This is a genomic window from Streptomyces sp. SLBN-31, from assembly GCF_006715395.1.
Taxonomy (GTDB): Bacteria; Actinomycetota; Actinomycetes; order Streptomycetales; family Streptomycetaceae; genus Streptomyces.
In genome coordinates this window covers 775,936-798,584 of the sequence record NZ_VFNC01000003.1, presented here as the reverse complement: position 1 = coordinate 798,584, position 22,649 = coordinate 775,936, and the positions used below count along the sequence as shown (strand labels likewise).

20 protein-coding genes are annotated in these 22,649 nt (G+C 72.6%); 5 read left to right on the top strand and 15 right to left on the bottom strand.

The window, feature by feature from the left end; all coding sequences use genetic code 11:
* The first annotated feature begins 314 nt into the window (after positions 1 to 314).
* The gene (locus FBY22_RS41295; RefSeq protein WP_142153723.1) at positions 315 to 1,328 is read left to right on the top strand and encodes a phosphotransferase; all 1,014 of its coding nucleotides are present in this window, start codon (positions 315 to 317) and stop codon (positions 1,326 to 1,328) included.
* Between the two features lie 7 nt (positions 1,329 to 1,335).
* Here FBY22_RS41295 and FBY22_RS41290 read toward each other — a convergent pair whose 3' ends face one another.
* Entirely contained in the window at positions 1,336 to 2,904 is a 1,569-nt protein-coding gene (locus FBY22_RS41290) for a protein kinase domain-containing protein (protein ID WP_142153721.1), read from the bottom strand.
* Positions 2,905 to 3,241: 337 nt separating this feature from the next.
* Between FBY22_RS41290 and FBY22_RS41285 the strand changes: the two genes are divergently transcribed.
* Positions 3,242 to 4,870 carry a protein kinase domain-containing protein gene (locus tag FBY22_RS41285; protein ID WP_142153719.1) on the top strand — a complete coding sequence of 543 codons (1,629 nt, stop codon included), beginning with the start codon at positions 3,242 to 3,244 and terminating at the stop codon, positions 4,868 to 4,870.
* Positions 4,871 to 4,957: 87 nt separating this feature from the next.
* Here the strand turns inward: FBY22_RS41285 and FBY22_RS41280 are convergent, their stop codons facing one another.
* Both FBY22_RS41280 and FBY22_RS41275 read right to left on the bottom strand, forming a co-directional pair.
* Positions 4,958 to 5,500, bottom strand: coding sequence for a bacterial proteasome activator family protein (locus FBY22_RS41280; protein WP_142153717.1), 543 nt, complete (start codon positions 5,498 to 5,500; stop codon positions 4,958 to 4,960).
* 85 nt (positions 5,501 to 5,585) lie between these two features.
* Positions 5,586 to 6,137 carry a PadR family transcriptional regulator gene (locus FBY22_RS41275; protein WP_142153715.1) on the bottom strand — a complete coding sequence of 184 codons (552 nt, stop codon included), beginning with the start codon at positions 6,135 to 6,137 and terminating at the stop codon, positions 5,586 to 5,588.
* Positions 6,138 to 6,216: 79 nt separating this feature from the next.
* On the opposite strand from FBY22_RS41275, the gene FBY22_RS41270 reads away from it, so the two are divergent.
* Positions 6,217 to 6,903 (top strand): hypothetical protein, encoded by a 687-nt coding sequence (locus FBY22_RS41270; RefSeq protein ID WP_142153713.1) that lies wholly within the window; start codon positions 6,217 to 6,219, stop codon positions 6,901 to 6,903.
* 22 nt (positions 6,904 to 6,925) lie between these two features.
* Here FBY22_RS41270 and FBY22_RS41265 read toward each other — a convergent pair whose 3' ends face one another.
* Genes FBY22_RS41265 through pdhA form a run of 7 tightly spaced genes read right to left on the bottom strand, consistent with a single transcriptional unit; the run spans position 6,926 to position 14,858 of the window.
* Positions 6,926 to 7,903: an NAD(P)H-quinone oxidoreductase gene (locus tag FBY22_RS41265; protein ID WP_142153711.1), complete on the bottom strand. Its 978-nt coding sequence runs from the start codon at positions 7,901 to 7,903 to the stop codon at positions 6,926 to 6,928.
* 26 nt (positions 7,904 to 7,929) lie between these two features.
* Positions 7,930 to 9,027 (bottom strand): TrkA family potassium uptake protein, encoded by a 1,098-nt coding sequence (locus FBY22_RS41260; RefSeq protein WP_142153709.1) that lies wholly within the window; start codon positions 9,025 to 9,027, stop codon positions 7,930 to 7,932.
* Entirely contained in the window at positions 9,024 to 10,394 is a 1,371-nt protein-coding gene (locus FBY22_RS41255) for a molybdopterin molybdotransferase MoeA (RefSeq protein WP_142153707.1), read from the bottom strand. The genes FBY22_RS41260 and FBY22_RS41255 overlap by 4 nt, the downstream gene beginning before the upstream one ends.
* Positions 10,391 to 11,308: an NTP transferase domain-containing protein gene (locus tag FBY22_RS41250; protein ID WP_142153705.1), complete on the bottom strand. Its 918-nt coding sequence runs from the start codon at positions 11,306 to 11,308 to the stop codon at positions 10,391 to 10,393. Before FBY22_RS41250 ends, FBY22_RS41255 begins: the two co-directional genes overlap by 4 nt.
* Positions 11,309 to 11,362: 54 nt before the next feature.
* Positions 11,363 to 12,721, bottom strand: coding sequence for a dihydrolipoamide acetyltransferase family protein (locus tag FBY22_RS41245; RefSeq protein WP_142153703.1), 1,359 nt, complete (start codon positions 12,719 to 12,721; stop codon positions 11,363 to 11,365).
* Positions 12,721 to 13,725, bottom strand: a complete 1,005-nt coding sequence (locus tag FBY22_RS41240; protein ID WP_142153701.1) for an alpha-ketoacid dehydrogenase subunit beta — start codon at positions 13,723 to 13,725, stop codon at positions 12,721 to 12,723. The genes FBY22_RS41245 and FBY22_RS41240 overlap by 1 nt, the downstream gene beginning before the upstream one ends.
* Positions 13,725 to 14,858 carry a pyruvate dehydrogenase (acetyl-transferring) E1 component subunit alpha gene (pdhA, locus tag FBY22_RS41235; RefSeq protein WP_142153699.1) on the bottom strand — a complete coding sequence of 378 codons (1,134 nt, stop codon included), beginning with the start codon at positions 14,856 to 14,858 and terminating at the stop codon, positions 13,725 to 13,727. The genes FBY22_RS41240 and pdhA overlap by 1 nt, the downstream gene beginning before the upstream one ends.
* 175 nt (positions 14,859 to 15,033) lie before the next feature.
* Here pdhA and FBY22_RS41230 point away from each other — a divergent pair, with 175 nt between their 5' ends.
* Complete coding sequence (locus FBY22_RS41230) at positions 15,034 to 15,537, top strand: Lrp/AsnC family transcriptional regulator (protein WP_399212827.1); 504 nt, start codon at positions 15,034 to 15,036, stop codon at positions 15,535 to 15,537.
* Positions 15,538 to 15,539: 2 nt separating this feature from the next.
* On the opposite strand, the gene FBY22_RS41225 is transcribed toward FBY22_RS41230, so the two are convergent.
* Complete coding sequence (locus FBY22_RS41225) at positions 15,540 to 16,127, bottom strand: TetR/AcrR family transcriptional regulator (protein ID WP_142153697.1); 588 nt, start codon at positions 16,125 to 16,127, stop codon at positions 15,540 to 15,542.
* Complete coding sequence (locus tag FBY22_RS41220; RefSeq protein WP_142153695.1) at positions 16,124 to 17,641, bottom strand: 3-hydroxyacyl-CoA dehydrogenase; 1,518 nt, start codon at positions 17,639 to 17,641, stop codon at positions 16,124 to 16,126. The genes FBY22_RS41225 and FBY22_RS41220 overlap by 4 nt, the downstream gene beginning before the upstream one ends.
* A gap of 160 nt (positions 17,642 to 17,801) precedes the next feature.
* Here FBY22_RS41220 and paaN point away from each other — a divergent pair, with 160 nt between their 5' ends.
* Positions 17,802 to 19,493, top strand: coding sequence for a phenylacetic acid degradation protein PaaN (gene paaN, locus FBY22_RS41215; RefSeq protein WP_142153693.1), 1,692 nt, complete (start codon positions 17,802 to 17,804; stop codon positions 19,491 to 19,493).
* Here the strand turns inward: paaN and FBY22_RS41210 are convergent.
* From FBY22_RS41210 to FBY22_RS41200, 3 genes are read right to left on the bottom strand one after another with little or no spacing between them, the layout of a single operon-like run.
* Positions 19,490 to 20,254: an RNA methyltransferase gene (locus FBY22_RS41210; protein WP_142153691.1), complete on the bottom strand. Its 765-nt coding sequence runs from the start codon at positions 20,252 to 20,254 to the stop codon at positions 19,490 to 19,492. The two genes, paaN and FBY22_RS41210, sit on opposite strands and share 4 nt — an antisense overlap.
* A gap of 31 nt (positions 20,255 to 20,285) precedes the next feature.
* Positions 20,286 to 21,500, bottom strand: coding sequence for an HTTM domain-containing protein (locus tag FBY22_RS41205; RefSeq protein WP_142153689.1), 1,215 nt, complete (start codon positions 21,498 to 21,500; stop codon positions 20,286 to 20,288).
* The gene (locus FBY22_RS41200) at positions 21,497 to 22,279 is read right to left on the bottom strand and encodes a DUF5819 family protein (protein WP_313905486.1); all 783 of its coding nucleotides are present in this window, start codon (positions 22,277 to 22,279) and stop codon (positions 21,497 to 21,499) included. Before FBY22_RS41200 ends, FBY22_RS41205 begins: the two co-directional genes overlap by 4 nt.
* Between the last annotated feature and the right edge of the window lie 370 nt (positions 22,280 to 22,649).

The window sequence follows — 22,649 nt, the reverse complement described above, 5'->3', positions numbered from 1 at the left end:
CCAAGTAAATCGCAGAAGGCGGGAACAAGTCCTGGTCACAGCCTTGCAGGGGGCCGGAACAACGGCACGTTATCCCGGTGACCCAGGTCACGGGAAGGGTCCATTTTCGTGCCGGGAGATCCGCTCACCGGATGAAAACGGTTGCCGGGCCCGGGGGCCGCGGTCCGGACCGTCCGTTCCACGGACGGTGCCCTGGATCGCCACTTCGAGCACGTCCCGTGACCAAATGCGACTGCCTGTGACAACGCCCAGCTCACAGCCCTGGCCGGTGCCCTACCATCTGGCGCGTGCCGCGCTCCCATGTACCACCCCACGTGCCTCACGCGCCCCCGCTGGGCGCCTTGCTGCGCCAGTACGCGGCCGGCAGCGCCGTCGTCTGCGAGCCCGTCGACCAGGGCCTGCTGAACCGCGGCTACCGCTTGTGCACCACCCGCGGCCGGTACTTCCTCAAGCACCACTTCGACCCCGAGACCGCCGACCCGGCCGCGATCGCCCGCCAGCACCGCGCCACCCAGCGCCTGGCCGACCTCGGTGTCCCGGTGGCGCCGCCGCTGCCCGGCCGGGACGGGCGCACGGTCGCCGTGGTCGGCGGGCACGCCTACGCCCTGCATCCCTGGATCGAGGGGCGGCACCGGCACGGCGGTCAGCTCACCGCCGGCCAGTGCGAGCGGCTGGGGGCGCTCCTGGGGGTCGTCCACGCGAGCCTGGAGCGGGTGATGCCGGCGCACGCACGGGCGTGCGCCGAGGCGCCGGAGGCCGCCGACAGCGCCGATCCCGCCGACACCTTCACGCTCATCGACGACCTGCTCGGCCGGGTACGGCGCCACCACCCCGCCGACTCCTTCGACGAACTGGCCCGCCACCGGCTCCTGGAGCGGCGGGCGCTGCTGGAGCAGCACGCCGACCGGCGTCCGCCGCGCGGGGGCTCGGTGGGCTGGGTGCACGGGGACTTCCACCCGTTCAACCTGCTCTACAAGGGCGACGCCCCGGCCGCGATCGTGGACTGGGACCGGCTCGGCCTGCGTCCGCGCGCCGAGGAGGCGGTGCGCGCCGCCGCGATCTTCTTCGTACGACCCGTCGGCGCGCTCGACCTGCCGAAGGTGCGGGCGTACGCGCGCGCGTACCGGCGCACGGCAGGGGCCACGCCCTCCCAGCTCGCGGCGGCCGTGCACCGCGTGTGGTGGGAGCGGCTGAACGACTTCTGGATGCTGCGCTGGCACTACGAACGCGGCGACACCCGCGCCGACCCCCAGTTCCCGGCCGCCTCGGCGCTCGTCGTGTGGTGGACGCGGGAGTACGACGCGGTGTGCGAGGCCTTCGCGGGGTGAGCGCGGGTCAGAGACCGCCCCCGAGGCCGGAGGTGCCGCCGTTGTCGGCGCCGGCCGTCGGGGCCGTCGCCGTGTCCGACGGCGCCGGCGGCGCGCTCGACGTGGGCGCGGACGGCGTCGGGTCGCTCGTCGTCGGCTCCTCGGTCGGCTCGTAGCTCTTGGAGGCGGACGGCGTGGACGACGGGGTGTAGGAGGGCGTGTAGTCGCCCGATCCGTTGCCCGAGGTGCCGTTGTCCGTGTTGGTGTCCGTGGGCTGGTCGGTCGACTCGTCGCTGGGCGTCTCGGACGCCGTGTCGTCCTTGGTGGACTGCGAGCTGGTCGGCGACTTCGTGGGCTTGCCGCCGCCCGAGCCGCCGGCGTTCTGCAGCGCCAGCGCGACGCCCGCGGCGATCGCGATCACCGCGAGGACGGCCAGGATCCACAGCTTGCCGCGGCCGCTGCCCCGGTTGCCTTGCCCCTCGAAACCGCCTTCGTCCCCGCCGCCGTAGCCCTGGGGCAGGATCGGCTGCGGGATCTGCGTGGTGCCGGCGCCCGAGTCGGCGGGGTGGGGCATCACGGTCGTACCGGCGAAGCCCGCGGCCGGGGTGTGACGGCCCTCGTGCATGTCCACCGGGCCGGTGTTCCAGGTGCCGGTGTGGCCGCCCTGGTCGTAGAGCATCTGCAGGCCGTACTGGACCAGCCCGCGCATCTCCTCCGCGGTCTGGAAGCGGTCGTCGGGCTCCTTGGCGAGGGAGCGCATGACCAGGCCGTCCAACTCCGGCGGGCAGCCGCCGTTGGAGACCTGCGACGGCGGCACGGGGATGTCCTGGACGTGCTGGTAAACCACCGACAGCGGGGTCTCGCCGACGAACGGGGGCCGCAGGGCGAGGAGTTCGTAGAGCAGGCAGCCGGTCGCGTACAGGTCGGAGCGGTGGTCGACGGCCTTGCCGAGCGCCTGCTCCGGGGAGAGGTACTGCGGCGTGCCCATGACCATGCCGGTCTGCGTCATCGTCGTGGACGCGCCGTGCAGGGCGCGGGCGATGCCGAAGTCCATCACCTTGACGGCGCCGTTGTTGGTGATGATGACGTTCGCCGGCTTGATGTCGCGGTGCACGATGCCGTGCTGGTGCGAGTAGGCCAGCGCCTCCAGGACACCGGAGACGATGATCAGGGCCTGCTCGGGGCCCGGCGCCTCGGCGTTGATCAGGAGGTCGCGGATGGTGCGGCCCTCGACGATCTCCATCACGATGTAGGGGACGCTCTGGCCGCCCACGTAGTCCTCGCCGGAGTCGTACACGGCGACGATGGAGTGGTGGTTGAGGCCGGCGACCGACTGTGCCTCGCGCGTGAAGCGGGCCTTGGAGACCGGATCCTCGGCGAGGTCGGCGCGCAGCAGCTTCACCGCGACGGTGCGCCCCAGACGCACGTCCTCGGCGGCGAACACCTCCGCCATGCCGCCCCGGCCGAGTCTGCGGGTCAGCCGATATCGGCCGTCGCCGACCAGGCCGCCGTTGCCCCACATCTCCGGCGCATCTGACATACCGCCGCCAGTCGCCTCGGGGTCGGACGGGCCCTGAGCGCGCTGCTGCTGCTCCATCAGTCCTCGCCGTCGTTTCTGCCCGCGGTGCGCGCGGTGTTGTTACGGTCTCCGTCGGCCACGCTACAGCCTCAACGCAAGCCGCCGGTCCGAGAAGGGGGCCGGAACCGGCACGAGACGGACCGGCCATCAAACCGTCACACGATGCCTACGTGCAAATTTCGTGTACCGGCCGTACAGCCTCTGTAACGCTCGCGCGACGCTTCTTTCGCGTACGGTCACGGAACGGGCACCGCGCTTGACGTGTCAGTGCCCTGGGGCAGACTTGGCCGGGAATGAGCCATTCGATCAGCAACGAGCGGGCCGGCGCCGGAAGGCCGATGGGGGACACGGACACATGAGCCAGGACGGCGCACAGGACCGGTACGCGGGTCAGTCGCTCGCCGGCGGCCGCTATCAGCTGCGCGACTTGCTCGGCCAGGGTGGCATGGCCGCCGTGCATCTCGCCTACGACTCGGTGCTCGACCGGCAGGTCGCGATCAAGACCCTGCACACCGAACTGGGCCGGGAGCAGGCCTTCCGCGAGCGCTTCCGCCGTGAGGCGCAGGCGGTGGCCAAGCTCACGCACACCAACATCGTCTCCGTCTTCGACACCGGTGAGGACACCGTCGCCGACGCCACGACGCCGTACATCGTCATGGAGTACGTCGAGGGCCGCCCGCTCGGCTCCGTGCTCGACGAGGACGTACGGCAGTTCGGCGCGATGCCCGCCGACAAGGCGCTCAAGGTCACCGCCGACGTGCTGGCCGCGCTGGAGATCAGCCACGAGATGGGCCTGGTCCACCGGGACATCAAGCCGGGCAACGTGATGGTGACCAAGCGCGGCGTGGTCAAGGTGATGGACTTCGGCATCGCCCGCGCCATGCAGTCCGGCGTCACCTCCATGACGCAGACCGGCATGGTCGTCGGCACCCCGCAGTACCTCTCGCCCGAGCAGGCCCTCGGCCGCGGGGTCGACGCCCGCTCCGACCTGTACTCGGTCGGCATCATGCTGTTCCAACTGGTCACCGGGCGGCTTCCGTTCGACGCGGACTCGCCGCTGGCGATCGCTTACGCGCACGTGCAGGAGGAGCCGGTCGCGCCCTCCTCCATCAACCGCTCGCTGCCGCCCGCGGTGGACGCGCTGATCGCCCGCGCGCTGAAGAAGAACCCGAACGAACGCTTTCCGAACGCCGTCGCCATGCGCGACGAGTGCCTGCGCGTGGCCGCATCCTTCCAGGCCGCCCCGCCGAGCATCGTCACCGGCGCGCCGAGCGCGAGCGGCGCCGGTGTCGGGGCCGCGGTGTTCCCGCCGGTCAGCCACGCGACCCCGCCGCCGGCCCCGGTCCAGACGCCGTACCAGCCGACCCCGGCGCCCAACCCGTACGGCACGCCCGCGCCGACCCCGTCGTACGGCTATCCGCAGCAGGGCGGCTACCAGACCCCGGCGCCCTACAGCCAGCAGCCGCAGACCCCGCCGCCGTACAACCTCACGCCGCCCTCGACGCCCGTCCCCTCGTCGGGCGACCGGGGCAACAAGCCGGTGATCGTCGTCTCGATCATCGCCGGGATCGTCGCCGTCACCGGCCTGCTGGCCGCCCTGCTGTACGGCGGCGGGAGCAACAACGACAACAACAGCGGCGGCAGCGGCGGTTCCAGCAGCGAGCCGACCACGTCGACCACCCACGCGGCGGACTACCGCGGACCGGACAAGACCAAGGTGATCGACAAGACGGAGTGCACCGACCCGCAGGAGTCGTACACCGACGAGAACAAGATCGAGGTGCCGGACTTCCGGTTCAAGTACATCGACTCGGTGAAGGCCTGCCTGGACGCGGCCGGCTGGTCGTACAAGGTCGAGAACTACGACGAGAACACCTACGGCGAGGGCGCGGTCATCGACCAGGACCCGGCCGCCGACACGGACGTCGACCCGGACAGCATGCCGACGATCACCCTCCAGGTCTCGACCGGCAACCCCTCCTGACCCCGCGCACGGACGAAGGGCCCGGCAGCCTCTGGCCGCCGGGCCCTGTGCTTGTACGTCCGTGAGTCCTCGCCGGCCGGTACGTCCTTACAGATACGGTCCGCCCGAACGGCCCTGCGCGTGGCCGTCCTCGCCCATCTCCTGACCGCCGACGCCCGGCGGGAGGGCGCGGCGCATCTGCTCCAGCTGGGCCCTCGCGGCCATCTGCTGGGCGAACAGCGTGGTCTGGATGCCATGGAAGAGGCCCTCCAGCCAGCCCACCAACTGGGCCTGCGCGATCCGCAGTTCGGCGTCGCTGGGGGTGCCCTCGTCCTGGAACGGCAGGGACAGCCGCTCCAGCTCCTCCACCAGCTCCGGCGCCAGACCGTCCTCCAGCTCCTTGACCGAGCTGCGGTGGATGTCCTTCAGCCGGGCGCGGCTCGCCTCGTCCAGAGGGGCCGCGCGCACCTCCTCCAGGAGCTGCTTGATCATGCTGCCGATCCGCATCACCTTGGCCGGCTGCTCGACCTGCTCCGTCACCGGAATCTCGCGGGAGTCGTCGTCGCCTCCGCCGCCAATCGCCATGCCGTCCTGGCCCACGACCAGGATCTGTGGATTCTCCGGCGACCGTTCGTTCCTCGGCATCTCCATGCCGCCATTCTCTCGCACCCGTGCATCTCATCACCGTGGTGCCCCCCGTGCAGGGTGATCCACCGTTTCCGACACGAGGATTCCGTCACGCGCCCCCGTCCTTCGTGACGGTCAGGCGCAGCAGCCGGGTCTCGCAGTGCTCCAGCCAGCGGATCTCGGCCTCGGTGTGGCAGATCAGCTGCTCCAGCACCAGCAGCCGCGCCACCTCGTCCGTGCGGGCGGCCGTCCGGGACAGCACCTGGGCCCGCTGCCGTACGTACTCGTGCAGCGCGTCCGTCACGTGCCGGCGCTGCGCCTCGACGACCTTCCGTATGTCGACGCCGGGCGCCCCGACCGCCATGGCCAGCTTGATCGCCAGCTCGTCGCGCGGCGGACTGGCCCGCTCCACCGGCCGGGTGAACCAGGCCCGCAGCTCGGCCCGTCCGGCCGGGGTCAGCGCGTACAGCACCCGCCCGGCCTCGTCCTCGCCCTCCTGCGCGACCATCCCGTCCCGCTCCAGCCGGCCGAGCGTCGTGTAGACCTGCCCGATGTTGAGCGGCCAGGTCGCCCCCGTGCGCTCCTCGAACTCGGTCCGCAGCCGCGAGCCGTAGCGGGGGCCGCGTTCCAGGAGCGCCAGGAGCCCGTGACGTATCGACATACCCGGATTGTGCAGCGGGTCCGGCTTGTTTGGCGGATCCCGGAATGCCGGACGGCCACCGTAGTGTGACGCTGGTCACGTGACTCGATGGCTGCGTGACGCGGGGGCGACAGGACTGCTGGTGGCGGTGGGGGTGCTGGGGCCGCTGAACGCGGGCGGGGTGTCGTACGCGGGTGTGCCGACGGCCGGAGCGGGGGGCGGCTTCGGGGTTCCCGGGCCGTATGCCACCACGGCGCCGCGGTGGGGCGACGGCAGTTCGACGCCGTGGGCGCGGGAGACGGCCCGGGCGCACGGGAGCGCGTCGGCGCGGCCCGGAGCACCCGCGCACCGCGACGGGCCGCACGAGGCCGTACGGGTGCCCGTCCCCGTGCCTTCCTGGGACGCGCGGGCGTCCGAACCGTCACGGGCCGGGAGTGTCGCCGGGGAGGGGCGGCAGCGCCCCGGCCGGCCGGAGGAGAAGACGCCCACGGCCGATCCGACGGATCAGGAACAGGAACAGCAGCAGCAGCAGGACGAGGCGAACACGGCCGATCCGCAGGAGAACGCGGACGACACAGGTGCCGCCGAGAGCCCGGAGGCCGTCGGATCGGCGCCGGCCGTGCCGGCCACCCCGGCGGCCTCGTCCGGGCGGGACCGGCAGGCCGTCACGCGCGCGGTGGCCCCCGCCGAGCCGGTCCTGCGGATCCTGCCGCTGGGCAGCGGCCTGGTCCTGATCGGTCTCGGCCTGGGCCTCGCATTCGTCGGACTACGGCTGCGGCGGGCGTAGCGCGTTCAGCCGCCCACGGACGTCACACCACCAGCAAGACCTTCCCCATGTGGCCGCTCTCCTCCACCACCCGGTGCGCGGCCGCCGCGTCGCTCATCGGCACTTCGCGGTCGACGACCGGACGGACGTGGCCGGCGGTCAGCAGGGGCCAGACGTGTTCGCGTACGGCCGCCACGATCGCCGCCTTCTCCCCGAGCGGACGGGCCCGCAGCGAGGTCGCGCTGATGGCGGCACGCTTGTTCAGCAGCGCCGCGATGTTCAGCTCACCCTTGATACCGCCCTGCATGCCGATGATCGCGAGCCGGCCGTTGACGGCGAGGGCCTTGACGTTGCGGTCGAGGTACTTGGCGCCCATGTTGTCGAGGATGACGTCGGCACCGGCACCGTCCGTGGCCCGCCCGATCTCCTCGACGAAGTCCTGCTCCCGGTAGTTGACCAGGATGTCGGCGCCCAGCTCGGCACAGCGGTCCAGCTTCTCCTTGGTGCCCGCGGTCACGGCTACCTTGGCGCCGACGGCCTTGGCGAGCTGAATGGCCATCGTGCCGATGCCGCTGGAGCCGCCGTGCACCAGCAGCGTCTCCCCCGGCCGCAGGTGAGCGATCATGAAGACGTTCGACCAGACGGTGCACACCACCTCCGGCAGCGCGGCCGCCTGCCGCAGCTCCACCCCGTCGGGCACCGGCAGCAGCTGGCCGGCGGGAACGACGACCTTCTCGGCGTAACCGCCGCCCGAGAGCAGCGCGCACACCTCGTCACCGACGGACCATCCGGAGACGCCCGGGCCGAGCGCGGCGATCCGGCCGGAGCACTCCAGGCCCGGATACCGGGACGCGCCGGGCGGCGGGTCGTAGAAGCCCTGCCGCTGCAGGATGTCGGCGCGGTTGACGGCGCTGGCCACCACCTCGACCAGGACCTCGCCCTCACCGGCCTCCGGATCGGGGACCTCGTCCCACACCAGCGCCTCGGGTCCACCAGGTTCGGGAATCGTGATCGCATGCATGAAGGCGACGCTACCCCTCGGTCGTCTCAGTCCTGCGGTATGGGACGCACGTCGGGCGTGACCTTCGCGTCGGGCGTCGCCCGCACGATCGTGATCAGACGGTCCGTCAACTGCAGCGTGCCGACCGCGGGATCGTCGTATCCGAGCACCCGGTGCCCGCGTACGACGCTCACCACCAGGTCGTCCGTCTCCCGCGGTCCCCTGCCCACCTCGGCCTTCACCACCGGCCGTTCGACGATGTCGAGCCCGCTGCCCTGCTGGATGAGGTCCTCCATCACCATGCCGGCGGCGGGGCTGAGCACGGACAGGCCGAGCAGCCGGCCGGCCGCGCTGGCACTGGTGATGACCGCGTCGGCGCCGGACTGCTGCAGCAGCGGGGCGTTCTCCTCCTCGCGCACCGCGGCCACGATCTTCGCCCCCCGGTTGAGCTGGCGGGCCGTCAGCGTCACCAGCACCGCCGTGTCGTCGCGCTGGGTCGCGATGATGATCTGCCGCGCCCGCTGCACCTCGGCCCGCTTCAGCACCTCGCTGCGCGTCGCATCGCCTATGACACCCGCGTAGCCGTCGGCCGTCGCGGCGTCGATCACCTTGGCGCTGGGGTCGACCACGACGACCTGCTCCTTCCGCAGCCCCGTCGCGCAGACGGTCTGGATCGCCGAGCGCCCCTTCGTGCCGAAGCCGACGACGACGGTGTGATCGCGCAAGGCGGACCTCCAGCGGCTCAGGCGCCAGTCATCCCGGGTCCGTTCGGTGAGGACCTCGAGGGTGGTGCCGACCAGGATGATCAGGAAGAGCACGCGCAGGGGCGTGATGACGAAGATGTTGGTGAGCCGGGCGGCGTCGCTGACCGGGGTGATGTCGCCGTACCCGGTGGTGGAGAGGGTGACGGTCGCGTAGTAGAAGGCGTCGAGCAGGTCGACCGAGCCGTCGGAGTTGTCGTTGTAGCCGTCGTGGTCGGCGTAGACGATGAAGGCGGTCGCGACCAGGACCAGCAGTGCCAGGGACAGCCGCTTGGCGACCTGCCGGATCGGCCGTTCGACCACCTTGCGCGGAAGTTTCACCCGATGGGTCACGAGATGTTCGTCCGCCTGGCGGGCGATCGCGTCATGGCCCGGAAGTTTCACGTGAAACACACCCCGATTCCGGCGGACGCCCAGGGCAGGTCGAGGAGTTCGAGCTCCTCACCCGCACGGGCACCGCCGGGCGGTACGACGGCGAGCGCGTCGGCCGCCGCGATGCCGCGCAGCATGGCCGGACCGTTGTAGTGCAGCGGCACGGCCCGGTCGCCGCGCAGGACGACGGGGATGAGCCGGGTGTCGTACGGGTGTCCGTGGGCCTCGTCCCGCAGCGGCAGCGTGTACGGCTCCGGGGCGGGGCGGGCCGCCAGGGTGCGCAGCAGAGGCTCGGCGAGCGTGAGCAGGCCGGAGATGGCGGCCAGGGGGTTGCCGGGGAGGCCGACGAGATGCCGTCCGTCGCCGACGCGGGCCAGCAGCATGGGGTGGCCGGGGCGCACCTTGACGCCGTCCACGAGGAGTTCGGCGCCGACGCGTTCGAGGATGGAATGGACATGGTCGACCGGGCCGGCCGCGGTGCCGCCGGTGGTGACGATCAGGTCGGCGGTGGAGCCGGTGACGGCCTTGTGCAGGGCCTTGGCGTCGTCGCCGAGCCGGCGTACGGCGGTGACCTCCGCGCCGAGCGCCCGCAGCCAGGGCGGGAGCATCGGGCCGAGGGCGTCCCTGATCAGGCCGTCGCGCGGGCGCCCCTCGGTCAGCAACTCGTCGCCGAGGACGAGGACTTCGACGCGGGGGCGGGGTACGGCGGCGAGGGTGTCGTAGCCGGCGGCCGCGGCGAGACCGAGGACGGCCGGGGTGACGACGGTGCCGACGAGCAGCAGCTGGTCGCCGGAGCGGCACTCCTGGCCGCGCGGGCGGATGTCCTGGCCGTGGTGCATGTCGCGGAGGGCGTGCAGTCGGCCCTGGGCGTCGGTGCGGCCGTGCTCGGTGCGCAGCACGGCGGTGGTGTCCGGGGGGACCCGGGCGCCGGTGGCGATACGGACGGCCTCGCCGTCGGTGAGCGGCTGCGGTTCGGCCTGCCCGGCCAGCACCCCCTCGTCCCGTACGTCCCAGGGGCCGGGGCCGGCGACCGCCCAGCCGTCCATCGCCGAGGTGTCGAAGGAGGGCAGGTCGGTGAGGGCGTCGAGGGGGGCGGCGAGGGTGAGGCCGAGGGCCGCGTCGAGGGGGACGGAGACCGGTTCGCGACGCCCCGCGTGAGTGCCGGAGCGGGCCGCGCGGGCGGCGATCGCGCGGGCCTCGGGCCAGGGGGTGGCCCTGTGCTGGGCGTCCGGTGTGCCGGGGCCGGCCGGGCGGGTGTGCTGCGCGGCGGGCGAGGGCACGTGGCCGCCGGGGCCGTTGTGCTCGTTCACGAGCGCCAGCACCTCCTCGACGTCGAGGTCCTCGGCGTCCTCGCCGGTCCGGGCGGAGCGGGCGGTCATCCGGCGTCCGGTCGGCTGTCGGGCGTGCCGTCGGAGGCGGCGTCGGCCTCGGCGTCGGCGGCCTCGTCGGCCCAGCGCAGGGCGAGGGCGGCGGCCTTGCGGGCCGCCTCGGCGACGGCTTCGGGGCCGCCTCCGGCCCGTCCGGCCGCGTAGCCGACGAGGAAGGTGGTCAGCGGTGCCGCGGGCCTGGCCACGCCGTGGGCGGCGTCGCGGGCGAGGTCGAGGAGGACGCCGGTGTCGACGTCGAGGTCGATGCCCAGCTCGTCCTTGGCTGCGGAAATCCATTCATCCAACACGTGCCCATGCTCCCTGATGCGTGCCCTGGCGGTGGCGATGTCGTCCCAGGTGTCGCAGTCGAAGGACGCGACGGGGTCGGGGACGCGGGTGAGGTCGAGGCCGGCGGTCAGCCGGCGGAGGGGAAGGCCGGTGAGGCCGGTGTGCTCCTCGGTGAGCGTGGACAGTCCGCGGTGCAGCGCGGGCCTGCGGTAGGCGGCCACGAGGGGTTGGTCGCGGCCGCCGGCGTCGGTGAGGAGGGCGCCGTCGGCGCTGCCCGCGCGCAGGGCGGCGAGCAGCCGCCGTACCGTCGGCGCCCCGAGGAAGGGCAGGTCGGCGGAGAGGACGACGACCTGTTCGGCCGTGGTGTGGCGCAGGCCTGCGTCGAGCGCGGCGAGCGGGCCTCCGCCCGGTGGGTCCTCGCGGGTCCACCGCACGGGCCGCGGGGTGGGGCGGGGGTCGGCCACGACGACGGTGGTGCGCGCGTCGGCGCAGGCGGCGAGCACGCGGTCGAGCAGCGCGCGCCCGCCGACGTGCACACCGGGCTTGTCCGCGCCGCCGAGCCGCCGCGCGGCGCCCCCGGCGAGCACGACGGCGTCGTACGCCGTGCCGAGGACGTCCGAGCGCTCGTACGAGGTCACCCCATGAGTATGCGTGCCGTCGCGATCACAGGGAACGTGCGGGTGGTCCCTGCGTCACAGCGTACGCAGCAGCACCGCGGGCTGTTCCACACAGTCCGCGACGTACCGCAGGAAGCCGCCCGCCGTGCCGCCGTCGCACACCCGGTGGTCGAAGGTGAGCGAGAGCTGGACGACCTGGCGCACCGCCAGCTCGCCCTCGTGCACCCACGGCTTGGGGACGATGCGGCCGACGCCGAGCATGGCGGCCTCGGGGTGGTTGATGATCGGCGTGGAGCCGTCGACGCCGAACACTCCGTAGTTGTTCAACGTGAAGGTGCCGCCGGTGAGTTCCCCGGGCGTGAGGCCGCCGGTGCGGGCCGCCTCGGTCAGCCGGGCGAACTCCGCGGTGAGCGCCTCGGCGTCGCGCGCGTGGGCGTCCCGGACGACCGGCACGACCAGGCCGCGTTCGGTCTGCGCCGCGAAGCCGAGGTGCACGTGGTCGAGCTGGACGACCTCCCTGGCCGCCGTGTCGACCGTGGAGTTGAGCTCCGGGAAACGGGCGAGCGCGGCGGTGCAGATCCTGGCCAGAAGGGCGATCAGGGAGATCTTGGCCCCGCCCGCCGCGTTCATCGCGGCGCGCGCCCGCATGAGCTCGGTCGCGTCGGCGTCCACCCAGCAGGTCGCGTCCGGTATCTCGTGCCGACTGCGGGAGAGCTTGTCGGCGACGGCACCGCGGATGCCCTTGAGGGGGATACGGATTTCCCCGGAGGCGGCCGGTCCGGTCATCGGGGCGGCCGGGACCGGTGCCACAGGGCGTTGTGCGGCGGCACGCAGCGCGTACTCGACGTCGGCGCGCAGGATCAGTCCGTCGGGGCCGGAGCCGGTCAACTCCCGCAGGTCCAGGCCGTTCTCGCGGGCGAGGCGGCGGACGAGGGGCGAGATGACCGGTACGGGGCCCTCGGGCCTGACCGGGTCCGCGACGACGGCCGTCGCCACCGTCCCGTCGTGCCGCTGCGGCCCCCGTCCCACGGCGGGCGCGACCCTGCCGTCGGCTCCGTCGTCGGCGGGGCCCCCGGCCGGCCGGCCGGGCACCGTCGGCCGCACCCGCCGCCTGCGCGCCGGAGGTGCCCCGGTGCCGTATCCCACCAGCACGTTCCCGGAGCCCTCGGCCTGGTCGGCGGAGGACTGCGGGCCCACCGCCACCGTCAGCAGCGGGGCGCCGACGGGCAGTTCCGTGCCCTCCTCGCCGAAGCGGGCGGTGACCACGCCGCCGTAGGGGCAGGGCACCTCGACCATCGCCTTGGCCGTCTCGACCTCGACGACCGGCTGGTCGACGGCGACGACGTCGCCGACCTGCACCAGCCAGCGCACGATCTCCGCCTCGGTGAGCCCCTCCCCGAGGTCGGGGAGCTTGAACTCCAGCACCTGTGCCATCAGCTCTCGGCCTCCCACTGCAGACGCCCGACGGCGTCCAGGATCCGGTCCACGCCGGGCAGGTGGTGACGCTCCAGCATCGGCGGCGGGTAAGGGATGTCGAACCCGGCCACGCGCAGCACGGGCGCCTCCAGGTGGTGGAAGCAGCGCTCCGTGACGCGGGCCGCGATCTCCCCGCCCGGGCCGCCGAACCCGCCCGACTCGTGCACGACGACCGCGCGCCCGGTGCGCCGTACCGAGGCGGCGACGGTCTCGTCGTCGAACGGCACCAGCGAGCGCAGGTCGACGACTTCGAGGTCCCAGCCCTCGGCCCGCGCCGCCTCGGCGGCCTCCAGGCAGACGGGCACCGACGGTCCGTAGGTGATGAGCGTGGCGCTTTGGCCCGGGCGCCGCACCACCGCTCGGCCTATCGGCTCGACGGCCGCCGGCTCCTCGGGGTTCCATGTGTCCTTGGACCAGTACAGCCGCTTGGGTTCGAGGAAGACGACCGGGTCGTCGGAGGCGATCGCGGCGCGCAGCAGGCCGTAGGCGTCGGCGACGGTGGCGGGCGTGACGACATGGAGCCCCGGAGTCGCCATGTAGTACGCCTCGGAGGAGTCGCTGTGGTGCTCGACGCCGCCGATGCCGCCGCCGTAGGGGACGCGGATGGTGATCGGCAGGGGCATGGCGCCGCGGGTGCGGTTGCGCATGCGGGAGACGTGGCTGATGAGCTGCTCGAACGCCGGGTAGGCGAACGCGTCGAACTGCATCTCCACCACGGGGCGCAGACCGTACATCGCCATGCCGACCGCGGTGCCCAGGATGCCGGCCTCGGCGAGCGGGGTGTCGGTGCAGCGGTCCTCGCCGAACTCCTTCGCGAGCCCGTCGGTGACGCGGAAGACGCCGCCGAGGGTGCCGACGTCCTCGCCCATGACGTGCACGGACGGGTCGGCTGCCATGGCGTCGCGCAACGCGCGCGTGAGGGCCTGCGCCATGGTGGCCGGCTTGAGGGCGACGGTGGTCATCAGTGGCCGCCTTCCTGTTCCGCCGCGAGCTCGGCCGCCAGCATGGCCTGCTGTTCGCGCAGTTGCGGGGTGGGCTCGGCGTAGACGTGGGCGAAGAGGTCCATGGGGTCGAGCACCGGGTCCTGGTTCATGCGTTCGCGCAGGTCGGCGGCCATGGTCTCGGCGGCCTCGCGCGCCTGCCGGATGCCTTCCTCGTCGATGAGGCCGCGCTCGGTCAGCTCGTGCTCCAGAAGGGTGATCGGGTCGTGCGCGCGCCAGGCCTCGACCTCGGAGTCGCCCCGGTAGCGGGTGGCGTCGTCGGCGTTGGTGTGGGCGTCGATGCGATAGGTGATCGCCTCGACCAGCGTGGGTCCCCCGCCCTCTCGCGCGCGCCGTACGGCGTCGGTGAGGACCTCGTGCACGGCGGCCGCGTCGTTGCCGTCGACCAGGCGGCCGGGCATGCCGTAGCCGACGGCCTTGTGGGCCAGCGACGGGGCCGCGGTCTGCTTGGCGAGCGGGACGGAGATCGCGAAGCCGTTGTTCTGGACCAGGAAGACGACCGGGGCCTGCCAGACGGCGGCGAAGTTCAGCGCCTCGTGGAAGTCGCCCTCGCTGGTGCCGCCGTCGCCGACCATGGCGAGCGCGACGACGTCGTCTCCCTTGAGGCGGGCGGCGTGCGCGAGGCCCACGGCGTGCGGGAGCTGGGTGGCGAGCGGCGTCGACAGGGGCGCCACGCGGTGCTCGCGCGGGTCGTAGCCGGTGTGCCAGTCGCCGCGCAGGAGGGTGAGCGCCTGGACGGGGTCCAGGCCGCGGGCCACGGCGGCGAGGGTGTCGCGGTAGCTGGGGAAGAGCCAGTCGCGCTCCTGCAGGGCGAGCGCGGCGGCGACCTCGCAGGCCTCCTGGCCGGTGGTGGAGGGGTAGACGGCCAGCCGGCCCTGCTTGGTCAGCGCGGTGGCCTGCGCGTTGTAGCGGCGGCCGCGCACCAGCTCGGCGTACAGGCGGCGCAGCAGCGCCGGGTCGGCCTTCGCCGCCCGCTCGGTGCCGAGGACGCGGTAGGGCTCCGCGTCCGGCAGCAGCGGCGCGGGGTCGGTGCGGGGCTGCCAGGCGGGCGGCGGCGATGGCCGATACGCGCCCCGCTGCTCCATGACCGTCATGACGGCACCTCCTCGTGGGAGTGGCTACGGGAGGCGTGTCGGCTGTGACCCGCCTCACCTACCGATTGTTCGGTCGTCGGCACATTTTGGCTACAGGCCCCTTCAGGCTGTGGACAATCGGTTCTGCACAGCCCTAAATGAACGCAGTACGTCCATGGTAGGGAGGCGGGGGGACATGGCACCTGAACAAATGGCCGAGGGACCGGAGAGCACGGTCCCCCTGCCGCCGCCGCGTCCCCTCGACGCGATCGATCTGGACATCCTGCAGATGCTCCAGGCCGACGGCCGGGCATCGATACGGTCGGTCGCCGAACGGGTCCACGTCTCGCGCGCCAACGCCTACGCCCGCATCAACCGTCTCATCGAGGACGGCGTCATCCGCGGTTTCGGCGCCCGCGTCAACCATGAGCGCGCCGGTCAGGGCACCTCGGCGTACATCACCCTGAAGATCGTCCAGAACTCCTGGCGCACGGTGCGCGAGCAGCTCAGACAGCTGCCCGGCGCCTCGCACATCGCCCTGGTGGGCGGCGACTTCGACGTGCTGCTGCTGGTTCACACGTCGGACAACAGGGCCCTGCGCGAGCTGGTCCTCACACGTCTGCAGGCCATGCCCGAGGTGCTGAGCACCCGCACGCTGCTGGTGTTCGAGGAGGAGGACCTGGAGCCGCAGGGGGGCTGACCTCAGGGGCGGCGCAGCCCCGAGAACACCAACTGCACGACCGCGTCAGCCACTTCGCGTTCGTTCATCCCCCGCCCGTCCGGGCGGTACCACTCCACGATGGAGTTGATCATCCCGAAGACCAGCCGGGTGGCGAGCCGCACCTCCACGTCGCCGCGCACGTCCCCGTCGGCGGCCGCGGCCTTCAGCAGTCCGGCGACCCGGTGGTCGAAGTCGCGGCGGCGCTCCAGGGCCCACCGCTCGGTGTCGGTGTTGCCGCGCACCCGCAGCAGCAGGGTGACGTACGGCAGCTCGCCGATCAGCACCTCGACCATGCGCCGTACGACGTACTCCAGCCGGCCGGAGGCCCGCCCCACGCGCGCGTGCTCCTCGTCGAGGATGCCGAAGAGACCGTCCAGCGCGCGGCTGACGGCGCGGCGCAGCAGCTCCTCCTTGCCGGCCACGTGGTGGTAGATCGACGACTTGGAGATGCCGGCCGCCCTGGACAGGTGCTCCATGGAGGTGCCGTCGTAGCCGCGCTCGTTGAAGACCTGCACGGCGACGGACAGCAGCGTCTCCGGGGTGTACGTGTCGCGCTTGGCCGTCGTCATGACTGGCTGCCCTCCCGCTTGTCGGAGGCGTACGCGTGGCGGTACAGCGCGAGGGAGGGCGCGTAGCGGCCGGAGGGGTCGCGCAGGTGCAGGTCGTCGAGGAGGGCGTAGGCCCAGTTGCGGCCCAGCCGGCGGCTCCATTCGAAGGGGCCGAGGGGGTAGTTGACGCCCAGGCGCATCGCGGTGTCGATGTCCTCCTCGGTGGCCACCCCCTTGGCGACCGCGTCGTGCGCGAGGTCGACGATGCGGGCGACCGTGCGCGCCACGATCATCCCGGGCACGTCCCCGATGATGCTGACGTCCTTGCCGAGCGCCTGGAAGAGGCCGGTGGCCTCGGCGAGGGTCTGCGGGGCGGTGTCCTGGGAGGCGGACAGGGCGATACGGGTGGCGCGGCGGTAGTCCAGGGCGAGGTCGAAGTAGACGACGTCGCGGAACTCGACCGAGGTCTGGCCGTCGGCGAGCGCGAGCTGGCCGCCGCTCGGCAGCACCAGCCGGGTGCCGTGGTCCTCGTCCTCCTCGCGGACCTGGATGCCCGCCTCGCGGATCAGCGCGAGCAGTTCGGAGGCGGGGCCCAGGTCGCCCTCGACGACGACGTACGCGGGCGCCTGCGCCTTCTCGGCGGTGTGCGGTTCGGCGCGCTCGGCGCCGTCGGAGTGGTCGTACCAGCCGTGCCCGCTCTTGCGGCCCAGCCGGCCGGACTCGACCAGGCGGCGCTGGGCCAGCGAGGGCGTGAAGCGCACGTCCTGGAAGAAGCTCTGCCACACCGAGTGAGTGACGGACTCGTTGACGTCCTGGCCGATGAGGTCGGTCAGCTCGAAGGCGCCCATACGGAAGCCGCCCGACTCGCGCAGGATCGCGTCGATGGTGGCGGGGTCGGCGCCCTGGGCCTCGTAGACCGCGAAGGCCTCGGCGTAGAACGGCCGGGCGATGCGGTTGACGATGAAGCCGGGGGTGTCGGCGCAGGCCACCGGCGTCTTGCCCCAGGCGCGCGCCATCTCGTACGCGCGTGTGGCCGAGGTGACGTCGGTGGCGAACCCGGAGACGACCTCGACCAGCGGCAGCAGCGGCGCGGGGTTGAAGAAGTGCAGGCCGACGAAGCGGCCGGGGTGGCGCAGGGCCCCGCCGATCGCGGTGACCGACAGGGACGAGGTGTTGGTCGCGAGCAGACAGTCCTCGTCGACGATGTCCTCCAGCGCCCGGAACAGGTCCTGCTTGGCGTTCAGCCGCTCCAGGACCGCCTCGACGACCAGGGAGCAGTCGGCGAGCTCGGCGAGGTCCGCGGCGGGCAGCAGACGCTCCCGTGCCGCGTCGCGCTCGGCAGCGGTGAGCCGGTCCTTCTCGACGAGCCGGTCGAGGCGGGCGCCGATCGCGTCGGCGGCGTCCCCGGCCCGCCCGGGGAGGGCGTCGTACAGCCGTACGCGGTGGCCGGCGACCAGCGCGACCTGGGCGATGCCCTGGCCCATGGTGCCGGTACCGACGACGGCCACGGGGCTGCTGAGGTCCAGTGCTGTCATGTGCGCGATCCTCCCGCACGGGGTTTTCCACAGATGCGGCGGACCCCCTTGTCCCGACCGATCGTTCGGTTACTCTAACTCTGACCGGCTGTTCCTGCCCATATTTCTGCCCAGGTCATGAGCTCGACGGAGAGTTCACAAGACGAGGAGTTGGTCCCGCATGGCCGCCGAACTGACCGCGCACGAGCTGATCGCCGAGCACCGGCCCACCCTCGATCAGGCGCTGGAGGCGATCCGCACACGCGCGTACTGGTCCCCGCACCCCGAACACCCCAAGGCCTACGGGGAGAACGGCAGCCTGGACATGGCCGCGGGCAAGGCCGCCTTCGACGCGCTGGTGGGCACTCGCCTCGACCTCGGCCAGCCCGGTACGGACGACTGGGTGGGCGGCGAGGTGTCGCCGTACGGCATCGAGCTGGGCATGGAGTACCCGCACGCGGACGTGGACGTGCTGCTGCCGGCCATGAAGGCGGGCCAGAAGGCGTGGCGGGACGCGGGCGCGGAGGTGCGCGCGGTGGTGTGCCTGGAGATCCTCAAGCGGATCAGCGACCGCACGCACGAGTTCGCGCACGCGGTCATGCACACCTCCGGACAGGCGTTCATGATGGCGTTCCAGGCGGGCGGCCCACACGCGCAGGACCGCGGTCTGGAGGCGGTGGCTTACGCGTACGTGGAGCAGGTCCGCACGCCCGACACCGCGGAGTGGACCAAACCGCAGGGCAAGCGGGACCCGCTGGCGCTCAACAAGCAGTTCACGCCCGTCCCGCGCGGGATCGCGCTGCTGATCGGCTGCAACACCTTCCCGACGTGGAACGGCTATCCGGGCCTGTTCGCCTCCCTGGCCACCGGCAACGCCGTCCTGGTCAAGCCCCACCCGCGCGCGGTGCTGCCGCTCGCGCTGACCGTGCTGGTGGCGCGCCAGGTGCTCGCCGAGGCGGGCTTCGACCCGAACCTGGTGGCGCTGGCGGCCGAACGGCCCGGCGAGGGCATCGCGAAGGCCCTGGCCACCCGCCCGGAGATCCGCATCATCGACTACACGGGTTCGACGGCGTTCGGCGACTGGCTGGAGGCCAACGCCCGTCAGGCGGAGGTCTACACGGAGAAGGCCGGCGTCAACACCGTGCTGGTGGACTCGGCGGCGAACTACAAGGGCATGCTCGCCAACCTCGCCTTCTCGCTGTCCCTCTACAGCGGCCAGATGTGCACCACCCCGCAGAACCTGCTGATCCCCCGCGACGGCATCCGCACCGACGAGGGCCCCAAGACCTTCGACGAGGTGGTCGCCGACCTCGCCCGCGCCGTCGACGGCCTGCTCGGCGACGACGCCCGCGCGAACGCGCTGCTCGGCGCGATCGTGAACCCGGACGTGAAGTCCCGTCTGGAGGCGGCGGCCGGACTCGGCGAAGTCGCCCTCGCCTCGCGGGAGATCACCAACCCCGAGTTCCCCGGCGCGGTCGTGCGCTCTCCCGTGATCGTCAAGCTGGACGGCGCCAAGCCGGACGACGAGGCGGCCTACATGAGCGAGTGCTTCGGACCGGTCTCCTTCGCCGTCGCGATGGACTCCACGGCCGACGCGGTGGAGCTGCTGCGGCGCACGGTCCGTGAGAAGGGCGCGATGACGGTCGGCGCGTACACGACCGACGAGGAGGTCGAGCAGGCCGTCCAGGAGGTCTGCCTGGAAGAGGCGGCCCAGCTGTCGCTGAACCTGACGGGCGGGGTGTACGTCAACCAGACGGCCGCGTTCTCCGACTTCCACGGCTCGGGCGGCAACCCGGCGGCGAACGCCGCCCTGTGCGACGGAGCCTTCGTGGCGAACCGCTTCCGGGTGGTCGAGGTCCGCAGGGAGGCCTAGGCCTCGGCGTCGAAGCCGGTCAGGCTCCAGTGGTACAGCGTCATGGCGACGCTCGTCGCCAGGTTGTAGCTGGAGACCTGCGGGCGCATCGGCAGGGCCACCAAGTGGTCGGCACGCCCGCGCAGTTCGGCGGACAGGCCGCTTCGCTCGGAGCCGAAGGCGAGGACGGCGTCGTCCGGGAGCTTGATGCCCCGGACGTCGTCGCCCTCCGGGTCCAGGGCGAACAGCGGTCCCGGCGGCAGTTCCTCGACGGACATCCGCTCCACCGCGGTCGCGAAGTGCAGTCCCGCGCCGCCGCGCACGACCGTGGGGTGCCAGGGGTCGAGCGTGCCGGTGGTGACGACCCCCGTCGCGCCGAAGCCGGCGGCCAGACGGATCACCGCGCCCGCGTTGCCGAGGTTGCGCGGGTTGTCGAGGACCACGACGGGAGTGGCGCGCGGGGTGTGCGCCAGCTTCCGGAGATTCGCCTCCCGCGAGGGCCGGACCGCGAGTGCGGCCACGGCGGTGGGATGCGGGCGCGGGACCAGGCTCCGGTACGTCGACTCCGGCACCTCCGTCAGGAGCGCGGCCAGCGTCTCGCGTACGTCGGACGCCAACTCGTCGGCGAGGGCCAGCGCCGCTCGCCGGTCGGCGGTGACCGCCACCGGAACCTCGGCACCGAAGCGGACGGCGTGCTTGAGGGCGTGGAAGCCGTCCAGCAGGACGGCGCCCTCCGCGAGCCGGCGCCAGGTGCTCAGCGGGTCCGGGGCGGGGTCGGTCATGACGTGCAGCCTACGTGCGCGCGGACGGCGTTCACGCCGTGGAGCTCGCGTGCGTGGGTTCGGCGCTCTCCGCGGCCCGCGGCTCGGGCAGCGGTGTCCGGCCGGTCCTCGCGCCGACGCGGTCACGCGCGCGTGCCACCACTCCACCCAGCAGAAGCAGGAACGGCGTGGGCAGGAAGACCGCGTCCGTCGCGATCATCGCCAGCGAGAAGAACGGCAGCCCGAGGACCACGGCGATCACCGCGTGCTCGGTCATCATCACCGCCAGCAGGACGTTCTTGAGCCGCCGGTTGAGCAGCGTGAAGGGGAAGGCGACCTGCACGATGACGGTCCCGTAGGTCACGAGCATCACCATGGTGCCGCTGGACGACATCAGGTCGCCGAGGGCCGGCCAGGGCGAGAAGTAGTCCAGGTGGAGCGGGTAGTAGACGGCGGTGCCGTCCTGCCAGCGCGTGCCCTGGATCTTGTACCAGCCGGCCGTGGAGTAGATCATGCAGGCCTCGGCCATGACCACCAGCAGGGCGCCGTTGTGCGCGAGGTTGGCGACGACGTCCAGCAGGATGCGCGGCTCCCGGCCCTTCGCCCGGCGTGCCACCACCCACCACACGGCCTGCGCCACCCACGTCAGCCACAGGATGACGGGCACCGTCGGGTCCATCCCGTCGAAGCGGCCCCCGGCGGTCACCGCGACCAGCGCGAACCCGAACACCGCCCACAGGGCGGGGCCGGTCCGGTCCACCACGCGCTCTCCACGCGCGCGTGCCTCGTCGGCGAGCCGCTTGCGCCGCGCGTCCAGCGACCACACCTGGCCGCACCGCGTGAAGACCAGGTAGACGGACATCAGGTGCAGGACGTTGTCGCCGCCGTCCCCCATGAAGACGCTGCGGTTCTGCAGCGAGACGACCCCGACCATGAACAGCACGGACATGGCGCGGGTGCGCCAGCCGAACAGCAGCAGCGCGCTCGCCAGGACGGCGAGCGCGAAGAGCAGCTCGAACCAGATCTGGGTGTCGGACCACATCAGGGCCGTGAAGGCGCCGTTGGAGGCGACGAGCTGGTGGGCCAGGCCCCAGCTCCACGGTGCGTCGGGTCCATACATCTCCTGGCGGTGCGGGAACTCCCGCAGCAGGAACAGCAGCCAGGTCGCGCTGAAGCCGATACGGATCACGGCGGACTGGTACGGGCCGAGCGCCGACTCGGTGATGCGGGCGATGCCGGCGGAGACCGACAGGGCGAAACGGTTCACTCGGCACCCCCGGCGGTGTCGGCGGCCGTCACGGGCCACCAGGGCAGCATGCGGTACATCGGTTGGTTCGAGACCCTCTCCGTGCTCCATGGCGGCGGGGGCACGTTCGTGGTGCTCGAACGGACCTGGACCCGGGTGATCGTGCCGTTCTTTCCGGCCGCGTCGTCGCGGTCCAGCCGCAGCGCCACGATGCGCCGCATGTACGTCTCGGCGAGGGAGCCGCGCGTGCCCGTCGCGCGGTTTGAGGCGTCGTGCGTGGCGACGAAGAAGTCCCAGGCACGGCGCAGTTCGTTCTGCTGGGTGTGGCTCGGCACCGGGTTGGCGTCGATGGCCCGGCCGTCCTCGGCGGACAGGTCGTACCAGCCGGTGGTGCGCACATCGCCGTCCGCCGTCTTCACCTCGGCACGGACCTGGACCGCGATGTTCTGCTGCAGCGGGTTGGGCGCGAACAGCTTCCAGTTCTGCTCGAACTCCGGGTAGATCCAGTCGTCGATCGCCTTGCCGTGCTCCTTGGTGAGCGTGTTCGACGGCGCGACGTGCAGGAACACCATGCCGATGTGCACGAACACCGTGACGGCGACGACGGCCACGGCCACCGCGGCGGCTATCCGATAGCGGAACGACAGGGCGGCGACACCGCGGCGGGGTTCGGGGAACGTGTCGGTGACGACGACGGTGAGCGGCCCGGAACCGGCTCCGCCCGCCGCCGGGCCGTCATCGGCCACGGACGCCTCCGACCGCGGGCCGGGCAGCCCGGCGACCCGGTCCCCTCGAGGCATGGGAGCAGGGCAGCCGTCAGGCTCGGTCGAACCGTCTGCCTCCACGCCACCGGTGCTCTCGGCGGCCCCGCCGGGCTCATTGGCAACGCCAGCCTCACTCGCACCGCCAGACTCACTCGCACCGGCGGACCCCACTGCACCGGCGGAGTCCGAGCCCCCGCCGGACCCCACGCCACCGCCCGACTCCGAGGCCCCGCCGGACCCCACACCACCGCCGGAATCCGAGCCCCCACCCGGCTCCGCCCCACCGGCCGGCTCGGGCGCCCCGTCGGGCCCGTCCAGCCCGTGCCGGGCGTGCGAGCCAGTGTCGTACGCGTCCATTCCGCCCCGTTTCCCGTTCCGTGTCCGTCTTCCGGCTGTCCGGCCGCGG

What these genes read in the sequence shown, in the direction of transcription:
- FBY22_RS41280 (WP_142153717.1), bottom strand. Translation starts at nt 5,500, where the DNA reads ATGGAGATGCCGAGGAACGAACGGTCGCCGGAGAATCCACAGATCCTG.
- FBY22_RS41245 (WP_142153703.1), bottom strand. Translation starts at nt 12,721, where the DNA reads ATGGCACAGGTGCTGGAGTTCAAGCTCCCCGACCTCGGGGAGGGGCTC.
- paaN (WP_142153693.1), top strand. Translation starts at nt 17,802, where the DNA reads ATGGCCGCCGAACTGACCGCGCACGAGCTGATCGCCGAGCACCGGCCC.
- FBY22_RS41230 (WP_399212827.1), top strand. Translation starts at nt 15,034, where the DNA reads ATGGCACCTGAACAAATGGCCGAGGGACCGGAGAGCACGGTCCCCCTG.
- FBY22_RS41285 (WP_142153719.1), top strand. Translation starts at nt 3,242, where the DNA reads ATGAGCCAGGACGGCGCACAGGACCGGTACGCGGGTCAGTCGCTCGCC.
- FBY22_RS41290 (WP_142153721.1), bottom strand. Translation starts at nt 2,904, where the DNA reads ATGGAGCAGCAGCAGCGCGCTCAGGGCCCGTCCGACCCCGAGGCGACT.
- FBY22_RS41220 (WP_142153695.1), bottom strand. Translation starts at nt 17,641, where the DNA reads ATGACAGCACTGGACCTCAGCAGCCCCGTGGCCGTCGTCGGTACCGGC.
- FBY22_RS41265 (WP_142153711.1), bottom strand. Translation starts at nt 7,903, where the DNA reads ATGCATGCGATCACGATTCCCGAACCTGGTGGACCCGAGGCGCTGGTG.
- FBY22_RS41225 (WP_142153697.1), bottom strand. Translation starts at nt 16,127, where the DNA reads ATGACGACGGCCAAGCGCGACACGTACACCCCGGAGACGCTGCTGTCC.
- FBY22_RS41275 (WP_142153715.1), bottom strand. Translation starts at nt 6,137, where the DNA reads ATGTCGATACGTCACGGGCTCCTGGCGCTCCTGGAACGCGGCCCCCGC.
- pdhA (WP_142153699.1), bottom strand. Translation starts at nt 14,858, where the DNA reads ATGACGGTCATGGAGCAGCGGGGCGCGTATCGGCCATCGCCGCCGCCC.
- FBY22_RS41210 (WP_142153691.1), bottom strand. Translation starts at nt 20,254, where the DNA reads ATGACCGACCCCGCCCCGGACCCGCTGAGCACCTGGCGCCGGCTCGCG.
- FBY22_RS41200 (WP_313905486.1), bottom strand. Translation starts at nt 22,279, where the DNA reads ATGCCTCGAGGGGACCGGGTCGCCGGGCTGCCCGGCCCGCGGTCGGAG.
- FBY22_RS41255 (WP_142153707.1), bottom strand. Translation starts at nt 10,394, where the DNA reads ATGACCGCCCGCTCCGCCCGGACCGGCGAGGACGCCGAGGACCTCGAC.
- FBY22_RS41240 (WP_142153701.1), bottom strand. Translation starts at nt 13,725, where the DNA reads ATGACCACCGTCGCCCTCAAGCCGGCCACCATGGCGCAGGCCCTCACG.